This is a genomic window from Marinovum algicola (assembly GCF_900109145.1).
Lineage (GTDB): Bacteria > Pseudomonadota > Alphaproteobacteria > Rhodobacterales > Rhodobacteraceae > Marinovum > Marinovum algicola.
In genome coordinates, this window is sequence record NZ_FNYY01000010.1 from 134921 (window position 1) to 147750 (window position 12830).

13 protein-coding genes are annotated in these 12830 nt (G+C 66.7%); 8 read left to right on the plus strand and 5 right to left on the minus strand.

Going from position 1 to position 12830, the window contains the following annotated elements; translation table 11 throughout:
- Positions 1 to 83: 83 nt before the first annotated feature.
- Entirely contained in the window at positions 84 to 1343 is a 1260-nt protein-coding gene (locus tag BMW90_RS14800) for a vWA domain-containing protein (protein WP_074837252.1), read from the plus strand.
- 50 nt (positions 1344 to 1393) lie between these two features.
- Here BMW90_RS14800 and BMW90_RS14805 read toward each other — a convergent pair whose 3' ends face one another.
- A complete protein-coding gene (locus BMW90_RS14805; protein ID WP_048532249.1) occupies positions 1394 to 1852 on the minus strand; it encodes an Lrp/AsnC family transcriptional regulator in 459 nt (152 codons plus the stop codon).
- A 141-nt stretch (positions 1853 to 1993) separates the two neighbouring features.
- Here BMW90_RS14805 and cysG point away from each other — a divergent pair, with 141 nt between their 5' ends.
- The 6 genes from cysG to BMW90_RS14835 all read left to right on the plus strand — a co-directional run bounded on the left by cysG (position 1994) and on the right by BMW90_RS14835 (position 7559).
- Positions 1994 to 3409: a siroheme synthase CysG gene (cysG, locus tag BMW90_RS14810; protein ID WP_074837253.1), complete on the plus strand. Its 1416-nt coding sequence runs from the start codon at positions 1994 to 1996 to the stop codon at positions 3407 to 3409.
- A complete protein-coding gene (locus BMW90_RS14815; RefSeq protein ID WP_048532247.1) occupies positions 3409 to 3708 on the plus strand; it encodes a DUF2849 domain-containing protein in 300 nt (99 codons plus the stop codon). Before cysG ends, BMW90_RS14815 begins: the two co-directional genes overlap by 1 nt.
- A 42-nt stretch (positions 3709 to 3750) precedes the next feature.
- Positions 3751 to 5415 carry a nitrite/sulfite reductase gene (locus tag BMW90_RS14820; protein ID WP_074837254.1) on the plus strand — a complete coding sequence of 555 codons (1665 nt, stop codon included), beginning with the start codon at positions 3751 to 3753 and terminating at the stop codon, positions 5413 to 5415.
- Between the two features lie 45 nt (positions 5416 to 5460).
- Positions 5461 to 6207, plus strand: a complete 747-nt coding sequence (locus tag BMW90_RS14825; RefSeq protein WP_074837255.1) for a phosphoadenylyl-sulfate reductase — start codon at positions 5461 to 5463, stop codon at positions 6205 to 6207.
- Entirely contained in the window at positions 6204 to 6602 is a 399-nt protein-coding gene (locus BMW90_RS14830; protein ID WP_074837256.1) for a DUF934 domain-containing protein, read from the plus strand. Before BMW90_RS14825 ends, BMW90_RS14830 begins: the two co-directional genes overlap by 4 nt.
- Before the next feature lie 108 nt (positions 6603 to 6710).
- A complete protein-coding gene (locus BMW90_RS14835; protein ID WP_048532243.1) occupies positions 6711 to 7559 on the plus strand; it encodes a ferredoxin--NADP reductase in 849 nt (282 codons plus the stop codon).
- A 185-nt stretch (positions 7560 to 7744) separates the two neighbouring features.
- Here BMW90_RS14835 and infC read toward each other — a convergent pair whose 3' ends face one another.
- Positions 7745 to 8242, minus strand: coding sequence for a translation initiation factor IF-3 (gene infC / locus BMW90_RS14840; RefSeq protein WP_244526523.1), 498 nt, complete (start codon positions 8240 to 8242; stop codon positions 7745 to 7747).
- Between the two features lie 258 nt (positions 8243 to 8500).
- Between infC and BMW90_RS14845 the strand changes: the two genes are divergently transcribed.
- The gene (locus tag BMW90_RS14845) at positions 8501 to 9664 is read left to right on the plus strand and encodes a hypothetical protein (RefSeq protein ID WP_074837257.1); all 1164 of its coding nucleotides are present in this window, start codon (positions 8501 to 8503) and stop codon (positions 9662 to 9664) included.
- Between the two features lie 58 nt (positions 9665 to 9722).
- Here BMW90_RS14845 and BMW90_RS14850 read toward each other — a convergent pair whose 3' ends face one another.
- The 3 genes from BMW90_RS14850 to BMW90_RS14860 form a co-directional block, all read right to left on the minus strand.
- The gene (locus BMW90_RS14850) at positions 9723 to 10712 is read right to left on the minus strand and encodes a molybdopterin-binding protein (RefSeq protein ID WP_074837258.1); all 990 of its coding nucleotides are present in this window, start codon (positions 10710 to 10712) and stop codon (positions 9723 to 9725) included.
- The gene (locus BMW90_RS14855) at positions 10709 to 11668 is read right to left on the minus strand and encodes an XdhC family protein (RefSeq protein ID WP_074837259.1); all 960 of its coding nucleotides are present in this window, start codon (positions 11666 to 11668) and stop codon (positions 10709 to 10711) included. Before BMW90_RS14855 ends, BMW90_RS14850 begins: the two co-directional genes overlap by 4 nt.
- A gap of 210 nt (positions 11669 to 11878) precedes the next feature.
- The gene (locus tag BMW90_RS14860; protein ID WP_074837260.1) at positions 11879 to 12820 is read right to left on the minus strand and encodes a Gfo/Idh/MocA family oxidoreductase; all 942 of its coding nucleotides are present in this window, start codon (positions 12818 to 12820) and stop codon (positions 11879 to 11881) included.
- Between the last annotated feature and the right edge of the window lie 10 nt (positions 12821 to 12830).

The following is a 12830-nucleotide window of genomic DNA, read 5'->3' on the forward strand; positions in this document are numbered from 1 at the left end:
AACCGCCAGATCCACAGACTGATCCTTCTTCTGGCCCAAAATATTCCCGGGGGTCCGGGGGCAGCGCCCCCGAAAATCAACAGATGCCAGAATACGCCCCGCTCGAGCTGCCGGAAAACCCGGCCCTCACCGCCAACATCACCCATTTCGCCCGCGCGCTGCGCAAGGCCGGGCTGCCGATCGGCCCCGGACGGGTGATCGAGGCGATCCGCGCGGTCGAGGCGGCGGGCTTCACCGAGAAACGCGACTTCTACTGGACGCTGCATTCGGTCTTCGTCAACAAGCCCGAGCAGCGCACCGTCTTTGCCCAGGTCTTCCGCCTCTACTGGCGCGATCCGCGTTACATGGAGCACATGATGTCGCTCATGCTGCCCGCCATCCGCGGTGTGCAGGAAGAGCGCAGCGCCAAGGCGGCCGAGAAGCGCGCCGCCGAGGCGCTGCTCGACGGCGCCGAACTGCCCGAGCCCGAGACGCCGCCCGAGAGCGACGAAGAGGAGCCGCTGATCGAGGTCGATGCGGCGCGCACCATGTCCTCGGAGGAAAAGCTGCGCAGCCTCGATTTCGAGCAGATGAGCACCGAGGAGATGGCCCGCGCCCGCCGCATGCTGGCCCGGCTCACCCTGCCGGTGCCGCCGATCAAGTCGCGCCGCTCCCGCGCCAGCCATCAGGGCCACCGGGTCGATTTCGGCAGGACCCTGCGGCTCTCGATGCGCCGCGGCGGCCAGCTGCGCGAGCTGGCGCTCAAGGAGCCGCGGCTGCGCTGGCCCAACCTGGTGGTGCTTTGCGACATCTCAGGCTCGATGAGCACCTATTCCCGCATCATCCTGCATTTCCTGCACGCGGTCTCGAACGAGAAGGGCGCGGGCTGGGCCCGGGTGCATGCCTTCACCTTCGGCACAAGGCTGACCAATATCACCCGCCATCTGGCGACCCGCGATGTCGATGCGGCGCTGGCCGCCGCCGGGGCCGAGGCGCAGGACTGGGAGGGCGGCACCCGGATCGGCGACTGCCTGCACGATTTCAATCGCGACTGGTCGCGCCGGGTGATGGGGCAGGGGGCGGTGGTGCTGCTGATCACCGACGGGCTCGACCGCGGCGATCCGGATGCGCTCGACAAGACCATGGAACGCCTGCACCTGTCCGCGCGCCATCTCATCTGGATCAACCCGCTGCTGCGCTGGGACGGATTCGCCGCCCGCGCCACCGGCATCCGCACCATGCTGCCGCATGTCGACACCTTCCGCGCCGGCCACAACATCGACAGCCTCGAAGCGCTGGCCGAGGCGATCTCGAAACCCAACGACCCCGGTGAGAAGGCGCGGCTCATGGCCGATCCGGGCTGATCCGATCCGTCAACAGACCGGCACCGATCCAGGGATGGATCGGCCGCCGCTCACAACGCCAGCGCCGTCGTCGACTTGATCTCCTCCATCGACAGCAGCGCGGTGACATTGTGTACCTTCACCTCTGATATCAGCGCCTGGTAAAACGTGTCATAGGCCCGCGCGTTCGACACCCGCACCTTGAGGATATAGTCGATATCGCCGGCCAGCCGATGCGCCTCCTGCACCTCGGGGCGTTCCTTCAGCGCCTTCAGAAAGGCCTTCTGCCAGGTGGCATCATGTTCCGAGGTGCGGATCAGCACGAAGAAACAAGCCTCGAAGCCCAGCTTCTCGGCATCGAGCTGCACGGTCTGCGCGCCAATGATCCCCGCCTCGCGCATCTTGCGGATTCGGTTCCATACCGGCGTCTTGGAAGAGCCCACAACCTTGGCAATCTCGTCCAGCGAGCGGCTGGCGTCCTCTTGCAGCGCCTTGAGGATTTTCCGATCGGTGTCGTCGATACGTGCCATCTGTCCGGCCTTTCCCGCGTTTTTGAAACAAGCGTTCCTTCTCTGCGCCCCATTAGAACGAGCATCCTTAAATCCGCAACCCACTAGCGCCAAAACGGGAAGATTTCCTATATATCCTTCTAGGACAGGCAGGAGAGTCAGATGCAGCATTTTCCGATCTTCGTGAACCTCGCCGGGCAGCGCGTCGTTGTCTCCGGTGGTGGTGAGGCGGCGCTGGCCAAGCTGCGGCTGCTGTTCAAGACCGAGGCCGCGCTCGTGGTTTATGCCGCCGATCCCGCCGGGGAGATCGTGCAATGGGCCGAGGCCGGGCGCCTGACCCTGGTGCGGCGCCCGCTGGCCGAAGGCGATGTCGCCGGCGCGCGGCTGTTCTATGCCGCCGACGAGGACGCGGACGAAGATGCCCGCACCTCGGCCGTGGCCCGCGCCGAAGGCGCGCTGGCCAATATCGTCGACAACCTGCATGACAGCGAATTCATCACCCCCGCCATCGTCGACCGGGATCCGGTGACCGTGGCGATCGGCACCGAGGGCGCGGCCCCGGTGCTGGCCCGCGCCATCAAGGCCGATCTCGAAGCCCGGCTGCCGGTGCGTCTCGGCCCGCTGGCGCGGATCGGCAAGGCCTTTCGCAAGATGGCCGATGCCCTGCCAATGGGCCGGCCGCGCCGCGACTTCTGGGCCGATTACTATTTCAACGCCGGCCCCCGCGCCTTTGACGAAAAGGGCGCCGAGGGTGCCGATGCGGCGCTGAAGGGCCTGCTGACCGATCACCTCTCGCGCCAGTCGCGCAAGGGCCACGTGGCCTTTGTCGGCGCCGGCCCGGGGGATCCCGAGCTGCTGACGCTCAAGGCCCGCCGCGCGCTCGACGAGGCCGATGTGGTGATCCACGACCGGCTGATCAGCCCCGAAATTCTCGAGCTGGCGCGCCGCGAGGCCCTGTTGCTCGACGTCGGCAAGGAGGGCTTCGGCCCTTCGACGAAACAGGAAGACATCGATGCGCTGATCGTCGAACATGCCCGTCAGGGCGCCCAGGTGGTGCGGCTGAAATCCGGCGACAGCACCGTCTTCGGCCGGCTCGACGAAGAGATCGACGCGGTCGAGGCCGCCGGTGTGAGCTGGCATATCGTGCCCGGCATCACCTCGGCCTCGGCCGCCGTCGCCGCCATCGGCCAGAGCCTGACCAAGCGCGGCCGCAATTCCTCGGTCCGCTTCCTCACCGGTCACGACACCAAGGGCTTTGCCGATCACGACTGGCGCACCCTGGCACGCGAGGGCGAGGTCGCGGCGATTTACATGGGCAAGAAATCCGCCCGTTTCATCCAGGGCCGGCTGCTGATGCACGGCGCCGATCCCGCCACCCCGGTGACACTCATCGAGAATGCCTCGCGCGCCGAACAACGCATCCTCGAGACCTGTCTCGCCGATCTTCCCACCGATCTCGCCGCGGCTTCGGTCGATGGCCCCGCGCTCACCTTCTATGGCCTCGCCCCGCGCGAAGCGGCCCTTGCCCGGCAGGGGATGGCCCACAAAGACCTCACACTGACACAGGAGCTTGCCTGATGCCCCGTCCCTTTACTCCCAAGGTGATCACCGCCAATGCCCTGATCGAGGGCGATGTGGTCTATCTCACCGAAGACGACCGCTGGAGCCGCGCGCTGAAAGAGGCCGAGGTCATCACCGACGAGGCCCATGCCGAGGTGCGCCTGCTCGACGCCTCGTCGCGCCATGCCGAGGCGGTGGGCGTCTATCTCGCCGATGTGGCGGTGAAGGACGGCACGCCGGAACCCACCCATTTCCGCGAAGAGTTCCGCCGCACCGGCCCCTCGAATTATTTCCACGGCAAACAGGCCGAAGGCTGAGGTCCACCCCGATCTCGCCCCAGCCCAACGCAAGGATACGACATGTACAGCTATACCGACTTCGACCGCGCCTTCCTCGCCGAGCGCAACCGCCAGTTCCGCGCACAAGTGGAACGCCGCATCGACGGCTCGCTGACCGAAGATGAATTCAAGCCGCTGCGCCTGATGAACGGCGTCTACCTGCAACTGCATGCCTACATGCTGCGGGTCGCCATCCCCTATGGCACGCTGAATTCGGCCCAGATGCGCCAGCTGGCGCTCTTGGCCGAGAAATGGGACAAGGGCTACGGCCATTTCACCACCCGCCAGAACATCCAGTACAACTGGCCGAAACTGTCGGATATCCCCGACATGCTCGACGCGCTGGCCGAGGTGAATCTGCACGCCATCCAGACCTCGGGCAACACCATCCGCAACGTGACTTCGGATCATTTCGCCGGCGCCGCCGCCGACGAGGTCGAAGACCCGCGCCCCACCGCCGAGCTGATCCGCCAGTGGTCCACCGACCACCCGGAATTCCAGTTCCTGCCGCGCAAGTTCAAGATCGCGGTGATCGGCGCGCCCAACGACCGCGCCGTCATCAAGTCGCATGACATCGGCGTCGAGATCACCGAACAGGACGGCCAGCGCGGCTATCGCATTCACGTCGGCGGCGGCCTCGGCCGGACCCCGATGCTGGGCAAGGTGGTCCGCGAGTTCCTGCCCAAGGCCGACCTGCTGCCCTATCTCGAGGCCATCGTCAGCGTCTACAACCTGCTTGGTCGGCGCGACAACAAGTACAAGGCGCGGATCAAGATCACCGTGCATGAAAACGGGCTCGAGAAGATCCGCGATCTGGTCGAAGAGCGCTTCGACCTGCTGAAATCGCAGTTCGGCGGCGTCGATCAGGAGATGCTGGCCGCGATCGAGCCGCAGTTCGCCGCGCCCGACTTCCGCGATGCCGCCACCGGCGCCTTCGAGGCGGCCTACAGCAACGACCCGACTTTCCGCTCCTGGGTCGACACCAATATCGCGGCCCACCGCCGCGCCGATCATGCCATCGTCTCGATCTCGCTCAAGGCGCATGGCAAGACCCCGGGCGATGCCACCGGCGCACAGATGCGGGTGATGGCCGACCTGGCCGAAGAACATGCCTATGACGAGCTGCGCATCAGCCACGAGCAGAACGTGATCCTGCCGCATGTGCCCAAGGACGCGCTGCCGCAGCTCTACCGGGCGCTCAAGGCCGAAGGCCTCGGCACCGCCAACATCGGGCTGGTGTCGGACATCATCGCCTGCCCGGGCATGGATTACTGCGCCCTGGCCACCGCCCGCTCGATCCCGATCGCGCAGGAGATCGCCACCCGTTTCGACGAGCTCAAGCTGGAGCATGAGATCGGCGACCTGAAGATCAAGATCTCGGGCTGCATCAACGCCTGCGGCCATCACCACGTGGGCCATATCGGCATTCTCGGGCTCGACCGGGCGGGGGTGGAGAACTACCAGATCACCCTTGGGGGCGACGGCACCGAAACCGCGAGCATCGGCACCCGTGCCGGGCCGGGCTTTTCGGCGGATGAGATCGTGCCCGCCATCGAACGGCTGGTGGTGGGTTATCTCGACCTGCGCAACGACGCCGACGAGACCTTTCTGCAAGCCTATCGCCGGCTCGGGGCCGAGCCGTTCAAGGCGCTGCTCTATCCGGAAGCCCGCGAGAAGGCCGCCTGAGACAGCCGGGCCGTCCACCCTTTCAAGCTACGCAAAGGCGATACAGTGACCCATGTCACCGACATAAAAGACCTGCGCGACACCATCGCCAGCCTCAACACCGAGTTCCGCCACCACGGCGCGACCTCGGTGCTCGAGGCGGCGCTTTCGCGGCCCGAGTTCGGCAAGATCGCCATGGTCTCCAGCTTCGGCGCGGAATCCGTGGCGCTGCTGCATCTCGTGGCGATGGTCGACCGCACCACCCCGGTGCTCTTCATCGACACCCAGATGCTCTTTGCCGAAACCCTGGTCTATCAGACCGAGGTCGCCGAGCGGCTGGGTCTGAAAAACGTCCGCGCCATCCATGCGGACCCGGCCGAACTGGCGCGCCGCGACCCGGACGGGCGGTTGCACAAGACCGATACCGACGCCTGCTGCACCCTGCGCAAGACCGAAGCGCTCGACGGGGCGCTGGCCGGATATGACGGCTGGATCACCGGCCGCAAACGCTTTCAGTCGGGCACGCGGGCGCAGATGGAGTTCTTCGAGATCGAAGCGGCCACCGGCCGGATCAAGGTCAACCCGCTGGCTTTCTGGGCGCCGGGCGACGTGGCTGCCTATATGGAAGAAAACCGCCTGCCGCGCCACCCGCTGGTGGCCCAAGGCTATCCCAGCATCGGCTGCGCCCCCTGCACGTCCAAGGTGAAACCGGGCGAAGACCCCCGCGCCGGGCGCTGGCGCGGCGAGGAAAAAGAGGAATGCGGCATCCATTTTGTCAACGGCAGGATGGTGCGAAAAGGAGAGACAGCATGACGGATACGGTGATCGTGCGCGACACGGGCTTTGCGCCCGAAGATTTTTTCGATGCCTTCGACGGCGAAACGGCGCTTGATCTGGCCTCGGACGCCGATGTCGAGGCGGTGGCAGACACATTTTCCGGGCTCCGGATGATCCGGGTGGATTTCCCCAGCTTCGCCGATGGCCGGGGCTTTACCATCGCCCGGCTGCTGCGTCTCAAGGGGTATACCGGACGCCTGCGCGCCCGCGGCCATGTGCTGGCCGACCAATATGCCATGGCGCGGCGCGCGGGTTTCGACGAGGTGGAGATCTCCGCCGATCTCGCCGCCCGGCAACCCGAGGACCAATGGGTCTTTCGCGCCGACTGGCAGGGCCATGACTATCAGTCGCGGCTGCGCGCCGGCGTCTGACGGGCCAGAACCGGAGGGCAGGGGACGCGCCCGCGACAGCGCGTCCCTTTCTCTGCCTTGCAGCAACGTTTAAAGTGAGGTGCCGGCCAAGCGTGCCGGCAGGATGAAATGACAGAGTTGACCAACGTGACCGAAGCCAAAGCCATCAAAGTGCCCACCCTGCCGGACGCCCAGACCGTGACGTCGGTCACCCATTGGACTGACCGGCTGTTCTCCTTCCGGGTGACGCGGCCCGCCAGCCTGCGCTTCCGCTCGGGCGAGTTCGTGATGATCGGTCTGATGGGCGACCCGCACCCCGAGACCGGCAAGGTCAAGCCGCTGCTGCGCGCCTATTCCATCGCCTCGCCCTCCTGGGACGAGGAGCTGGAGTTCTATTCGATCAAGGTGCAGGACGGCCCGCTCACCTCGAAGCTGCAACACATCCGGCCCGGCGACGAGATCATCCTGCGCCCCAAGCCCGTCGGCACCCTGGTGCATGACGCGCTGCTGCCCGGCAAGCGGCTATGGTTCTTTGCCACCGGCACCGGCTTTGCGCCCTTCGCCTCGCTGCTGCGCGAGCCGCAGACCTACGAGGATTACGACGAGATCGTCATCACCCACACCTGCCGCGAGGCCGGCGAGCTGACCTATGGGGCTGAGCTGATCGAGAGCTTGAAGGCCGACGAACTGCTGAACGAGGTGATCGGCGACGGGTTCTGGAAGAAGATCAAGTATTACCCCACCACCACCCGGGAAGAGAGCGCCAAGAAAGGCCGGATCACCGACCTGATGCGGTCTGGCGAGGCCTTTGCCGATCTCGAGGTGCCGGCGCTCAGCCCCGACACCGATCGCGCGATGATCTGCGGCAACCTGGCGTTCAATCTCGAGCTCAAGGAAATGCTTGAAGGCTACGGCCTGGTCGAGGGCGCGAACTCGAACCCGCAGCATTACGTGGTCGAAAAGGCCTTCCTGGACTGACCCCCCCCCCGAGGGCATTGCCAAACAGAAGAGGCAGGGGATGCGTCGTCCTGCTTCCTCTTGCTCCAAATCCCTCGGGGTGAGGCCGCAGGCCGAGGGGCAGAGCCCCTGTTACGCCACAGCCGCCAAACGCGAAACGCCGGAGCAAATGCCCCGGCGTTTGTCGTTTCGGTGCCGAAACGCGTCTATTTCTGTGGCAGCGGACCGATCATCATGATCATCTGACGGCCTTCCATCTTCGGCATATTCTCGATCTTGCCGATTTCCTTGACGTCTTCCGCCACCCGTTCCAGCAGTTCGCGGCCCAGGTTCTGGTGCGCCATCTCGCGGCCGCGGAACCGCAGGGTGACCTTCACCTTGTCGCCGTTCTCGAGGAACTTGAAGACATTGCGCATCTTGACGTCATAGTCGTGGGTGTCCGTGTTGGGACGGAACTTCACCTCTTTGACTTCGATGATCTTCTGCTTCTTGCGCGCTTCGGATTCCCGCTTTTGCTGTTCGTATTTGAACTTGCCGAAATCCATGATCTTGCAGACCGGTGGGTTGGCATTGGGCGAAATCTCGACGAGATCGAGCCCCGCGTCTGCGGCCATTTCCATCGCGCGGGCCGGCGATACGACGCCGACATTTTCGCCTTCGGCGCCGATCAGGCGAATCTCGGGGGCTCGGATACGTTCATTCACGCGCGGGCCGGTGTCTCTTGTCGGGGGCGCGTTGTGAGGTCTGCGGGCTATGACGTTGTTCCTTTGACAGTTTCAGACATGAAATCAGGGCTGCAAGGTAGTGGGGGGCGGACGGTCTTTCAAGCGTATAATCGGCGCAAGGGGGGCGCCCCGGGCGCTTTTCCCCTTGCCTATGCTGCAAGTGCAGCGCAGGTCTTGGGGCGAGAGGGTCGCGGATCGTCGCCGGCCCCGAAAACCTAGTCTGAGGGATTTCACGAGATGAAGAACAGCACCTGGGTAGTGGTTGCCGTTGTCGCCGCCGTCGCGGTGGGCGCGGGCGTGTATCTCAACCGGACGCCGGAGGTCAGTGCACCTCCGGTCGCCGATGTCGGCACGCCGGTTGAAGAAGACACGCCGGTTGAAGAAGAGGTGGCGGTGCCGGAAGAAGAGGGCGCCGAAGAGCTGGACCCTGCCGCCGAAGAGGCGGAAGAGCCGGCCGATGCGATGCAGGACGCGGCCGACGAGATGATCGAGACCGTCGAACAGGCGACCGTTGAGGTCGCAGGGGCGATGGAAGAGGCCGTCGATCAGCTTGAAGAGGCGATCGAAGCCGCCGGCGCGCCGGAGACCGCTGAACCCGAGGCGGACGGGACGTCCGAGGCTGAGATGGCCGGCGAGGCTGAAGCAGACATGGCGGCGGGTGACGCGGCCGAGGCCGACGCGGCGGCTGACGCGGATATGGTCGCCGAGGATGCGGCCGCGGCGGATGCGGGCAGCGACGCGGACATGGCGGCGGGTGACGCGGCCGAGACCGATCCTGCGGCGGACACCGATGCGGCGACAGATGACGCGTCCGGCGCGGACACAGGGGCCGATGCGGACATGGCGGCGAACGAGGGCGCCGGGGCCGAATCGGAGGGGGCCGCCACGGAGGCTGGTGCCGGGGCCGATGCGGCGGCCGAGGTGGCGGTTGATGACGCCAGGGCCGCGGATCTGGCAGAGGCCATGGAAGACGCGGCGGACAGCATCGCGGCAGCGGTGGACCCCGCGCCCGAGCCTGAGGCAGAGGCCACGGATCCCGCCGCCGACATGGCCGATGCCCCGGCCGAGGAGGGCAGTGCAGTGGCCACTGATGACGCGGAAGCGACCACCGACGAGATCGGCACGGCGATCACCGAGGCCATCGAGCCCGCGACAGAGCCCACCGAAGGCGCGGAAGAGACCGCCGCGCCGGCGTCTCCGCAAGAGCTTTTGACCGTCGAAGGCTTTGACTACGACGCGGTGATCGCGCTGATCGACGACTCCGAAGAGGTGAGCCCGCTGCTCAAGACGCCGCTGAAACAGGCGCTTGAGCAGGCCCGCGACAATCCCGATTTGCTCGCGGCCGCGCTCGAACGGGTGCGTGATGCGCTGGGCATCGAAGCGCCGGCCGCCGCCGAATAAGGCAGCGCCAACAGGACAAGCCGCGCCCGGCCTCGAACGGGCGCGGCTTCTCGGGGTGTCAGCCGCGCCGCGGCTGCGGCCGCGTCGGGATCTCCTTGAGCAGCCCGCCGACTCCCATGGCGGCGATGTCGGCATGGCTGACCGCGATCCCGCAGGCCACTCGCGCCAGCACCCAATCGGCGCCATTGAGCGCCGGTGCCCGGGCGCACCCCGGCAGGCCGATCACCGGACGCCCCGAAAGCGCACCCAGAAACAACAGGTTGCCCGGATCGACCGGCATGCCGAAACGCTCCACCGTTCCACCGGCCTGGCGCAGTGCCTCGGGGGCCACGTCATGCGGGTCTGAGGTGGCCGATCCGGTGAGGACAAGCGCCAGATCGCTGCCGACGCGGCCCAGCGCCTCGGCAATCTCCGGCATCCTGTGCGGCACCATGACCACCTGGTCGAGCGTCATACCCAACGCGGCGAGCCGCCCGCGGATGGCCGGCACGCCCTTTTCGCCGGCGCCGCCGGGAATTTCCGTCACGATCAGCGTCGCGGTGGCCAGCACCGGGCGGGCCAGCCGCACCGCGCCCCGGGCGATCTCGCAGGCGGCGGCCAGGTCGGCGCCGGGAACGGCGTAAGAGATGATCTTGACCGTTCCGACCATGCCGCCCTCGGCCATCTGCCGGCAGGCGGGTACGGTGGCCAGGGTGATCATCGGGTTGATCAGGTTGAGCCGGCTCAGCCGCGCCACATCGAGCACCGCCACGCCGGGGCCCTCGGCCAGCAGGTTGACCCGGCCGGTAAACGCCTTGGTCAGTCGCAGCCCGGCGGCCTGCGGATCGGGCACCAGGGCGGCGGCAAGCCGGGCGGCGGCCTGGTTTTCATGCACGTCACCGGGGTCGAGCCGGGCCGCGATGACCTCGGTCTCGCCGGCCCGGGCGAGATCGGCCAGATGCGCCGGCGTCAGCGTCACCCCCTTGCGCAGCCGCTGGCCGTTGAGCCGCACCGAATGGGCCAGCACCGCGCCTTCGGCTTCGGCCAGCGGGAGGGGGCCGAATTTCATCCGCCTTTCCTCAGAACGCGGATCATCTCGGCAAGGATGGAAACGGCGATTTCCGCCGGGCTGGCAGCGCCGATATCAAGTCCGATCGGGCCGTGGATGCGGGCGCAATGCTCTGGCGCAAAGCCGGCCTCGGCCATCCGTTCGAGCCGCTTGCCATGGGTCCGGGTGGAGCCCAGCGCGCCGATGTAGAAGACATCCGCCGCCAGCGCCGCCATCAGCGCCGGATCGTCGAGCTTGGGGTCATGGGTCAGCAGGCAGAGCGCGGTGCGGCTGTCGAGGCCAAGCTCGTCGACCGCCGCGTCGGGCCAGTCGTGCAGCAGGCGGGTGTCGGGAAAACGGGCGGCAGAGGCAAAGCTCTCGCGCGGGTCGATCACAACCGGGTCATAGCCGATGTCACGGGCCATCGGCACCAGGTGCTGGGCGATATGCACCGCGCCGACCACGATCAGCCGCAGCGGCGGGTTGTGGATCGCCACGAAAGTCTCGCCGTCCGGTTCGAAGCCCGAGCGGTCCATGCGAAAGCGGCTGGCGTGGCCCGCGCTGTCGAGCCGGCGCGCGCCGCTCTCGATGTTGACCACATAGGCCGCCGGGCGGCGGGCGGCGCGGGCTGCGGTCAGCTCGGCCAGCAGAGGTTCGGGCAGGGCGGTGCCGATGGGTTCGACCAGCACCTTGATGGTGCCGCCGCAGGCCAGGCCGACGGCAAAGGCATCGCCGTCCGAGACGCCGTATTCCAGCACCCGCGCCGCGCCGGCCTCGAGCGCCTCCAGCGCCTCGACCACCACGGCGCCCTCGACGCAGCCGCCCGAGACCGAGCCTTCGATCTCGCCCACGCCGCTGATCGCAAGTTGCGCGCCGATCCGGCGCGGCGCGCTGCCCCAGGTTTCGATCACCGTGGCCAGGGCCGCGCCCGTGCCGGCGCGGTGCCAGTCCAGTGCGGTTTCCGCTATGCCCTTCATCTCAGGTCCTCCCGCGCCGCAGTCTATCAGCTTTGGCGGGGGTGTCTCGCCCCATCGGCCCGGACTTTGGTCGCAGGGGTCGCCCCTGCAAGACACCCCGCCCCGGGCCCGACCCGGGGCCTCCTGGCAGAACCGGATGGCAGCCGCCGGAGCGGCTCCGCGACGGGGCGCCTGTCTCGGCGCGGTCTTGCCGGAGACGTGAAACGGCGGTCAGAAGCTCTGTTCGATCCGGTCCAAGGTCTTCATCGCCGCCAGCACGTCATGCACCGAGCCATTGGGTTCGCGGCCCTCCTCGATCGCCGAGATGAACTCGCGGTCGATCAACTCGATGCCGTTCGACGACACCGCCACATCGCTCAGGTCGATGGGGTTTTCGTTGCCGTCAAACAGATCGTCGTACCGCGCGATATAGGTGCCGTTGTCACAGATATAGCGGAAGAAGGTGCCCAGCGGCCCGTCGTTGTTGAACGACAGCGACAGGGTGCAGAGCGCGCCCGACGGGGTCTTCATGCCGATCGACATGTCCATGGCAATGCCCAGCTCGGGGTGGTGCGGGCCTTCGAGACCGTAGGCCTGGCTCACCTCTTCGCCGGTCTGGTACTGAAACAGATCGACGGTGTGGCAGGCATGGTGCCAGAGCAGGTGATCGGTCCAGCTCCGCGGCTCGCCCTTGGCGTTCATGTTGGAGCGGCGGAAGAAGTAGGTCTGCACATCCATTTGCTGTATCTTCAGCGCGCCGGCGGCGATCTTGTTCTGGATCCACTGGTGCGAGGGGTTGAAGCGGCGCACCTGTCCGGCCATCGCCAGCACGCCGGTCTCTTTTTGCACTTTGCAGATCGCCTCGCTGTCGGCCAGCGAATCCGCCATCGGAATTTCGATCAGCACCGGCTTGCCGGCTTTCATGCAGGCAATCGCCTGCTCGGCATGGAGCTGTGTCGGCGTGGCCAGGATCACCGCGTCGACGTCGTCGCGGGCGAGACATTCCTCAAGCGTGGTGGCGGCGTGGCCGATGCCACGCTCCTGCGCCAGCGCGTCGATCTTGGCTTGGGTCGGGCCCATGACCGAGGTGACATCGACCCCGTCGATGGCGGCCAGGGCGTCGAGATGTTTGATGCCGAATGCGCCATAGGCGCCGGCGACACAAATCCGCATGTCGGTGTCC

Bases quoted from the DNA above. Each gene is read 5' to 3' on its own strand.
- BMW90_RS14805 (WP_048532249.1), bottom strand. From the start codon at position 1,852: ATGGCACGTATCGACGACACCGATCGGAAAATCCTCAAGGCGCTGCAA.
- BMW90_RS14860 (WP_074837260.1), bottom strand. From the start codon at position 12,820: ATGCGGATTTGTGTCGCCGGCGCCTATGGCGCATTCGGCATCAAACAT.
- BMW90_RS14800 (WP_074837252.1), top strand. From the start codon at position 84: ATGCCAGAATACGCCCCGCTCGAGCTGCCGGAAAACCCGGCCCTCACC.
- BMW90_RS14820 (WP_074837254.1), top strand. From the start codon at position 3,751: ATGTACAGCTATACCGACTTCGACCGCGCCTTCCTCGCCGAGCGCAAC.
- BMW90_RS14845 (WP_074837257.1), top strand. From the start codon at position 8,501: ATGAAGAACAGCACCTGGGTAGTGGTTGCCGTTGTCGCCGCCGTCGCG.
- cysG (WP_074837253.1), top strand. From the start codon at position 1,994: ATGCAGCATTTTCCGATCTTCGTGAACCTCGCCGGGCAGCGCGTCGTT.
- BMW90_RS14815 (WP_048532247.1), top strand. From the start codon at position 3,409: ATGCCCCGTCCCTTTACTCCCAAGGTGATCACCGCCAATGCCCTGATC.
- BMW90_RS14830 (WP_074837256.1), top strand. From the start codon at position 6,204: ATGACGGATACGGTGATCGTGCGCGACACGGGCTTTGCGCCCGAAGAT.
- BMW90_RS14855 (WP_074837259.1), bottom strand. From the start codon at position 11,668: ATGAAGGGCATAGCGGAAACCGCACTGGACTGGCACCGCGCCGGCACG.
- BMW90_RS14835 (WP_048532243.1), top strand. From the start codon at position 6,711: ATGACAGAGTTGACCAACGTGACCGAAGCCAAAGCCATCAAAGTGCCC.
- BMW90_RS14850 (WP_074837258.1), bottom strand. From the start codon at position 10,712: ATGAAATTCGGCCCCCTCCCGCTGGCCGAAGCCGAAGGCGCGGTGCTG.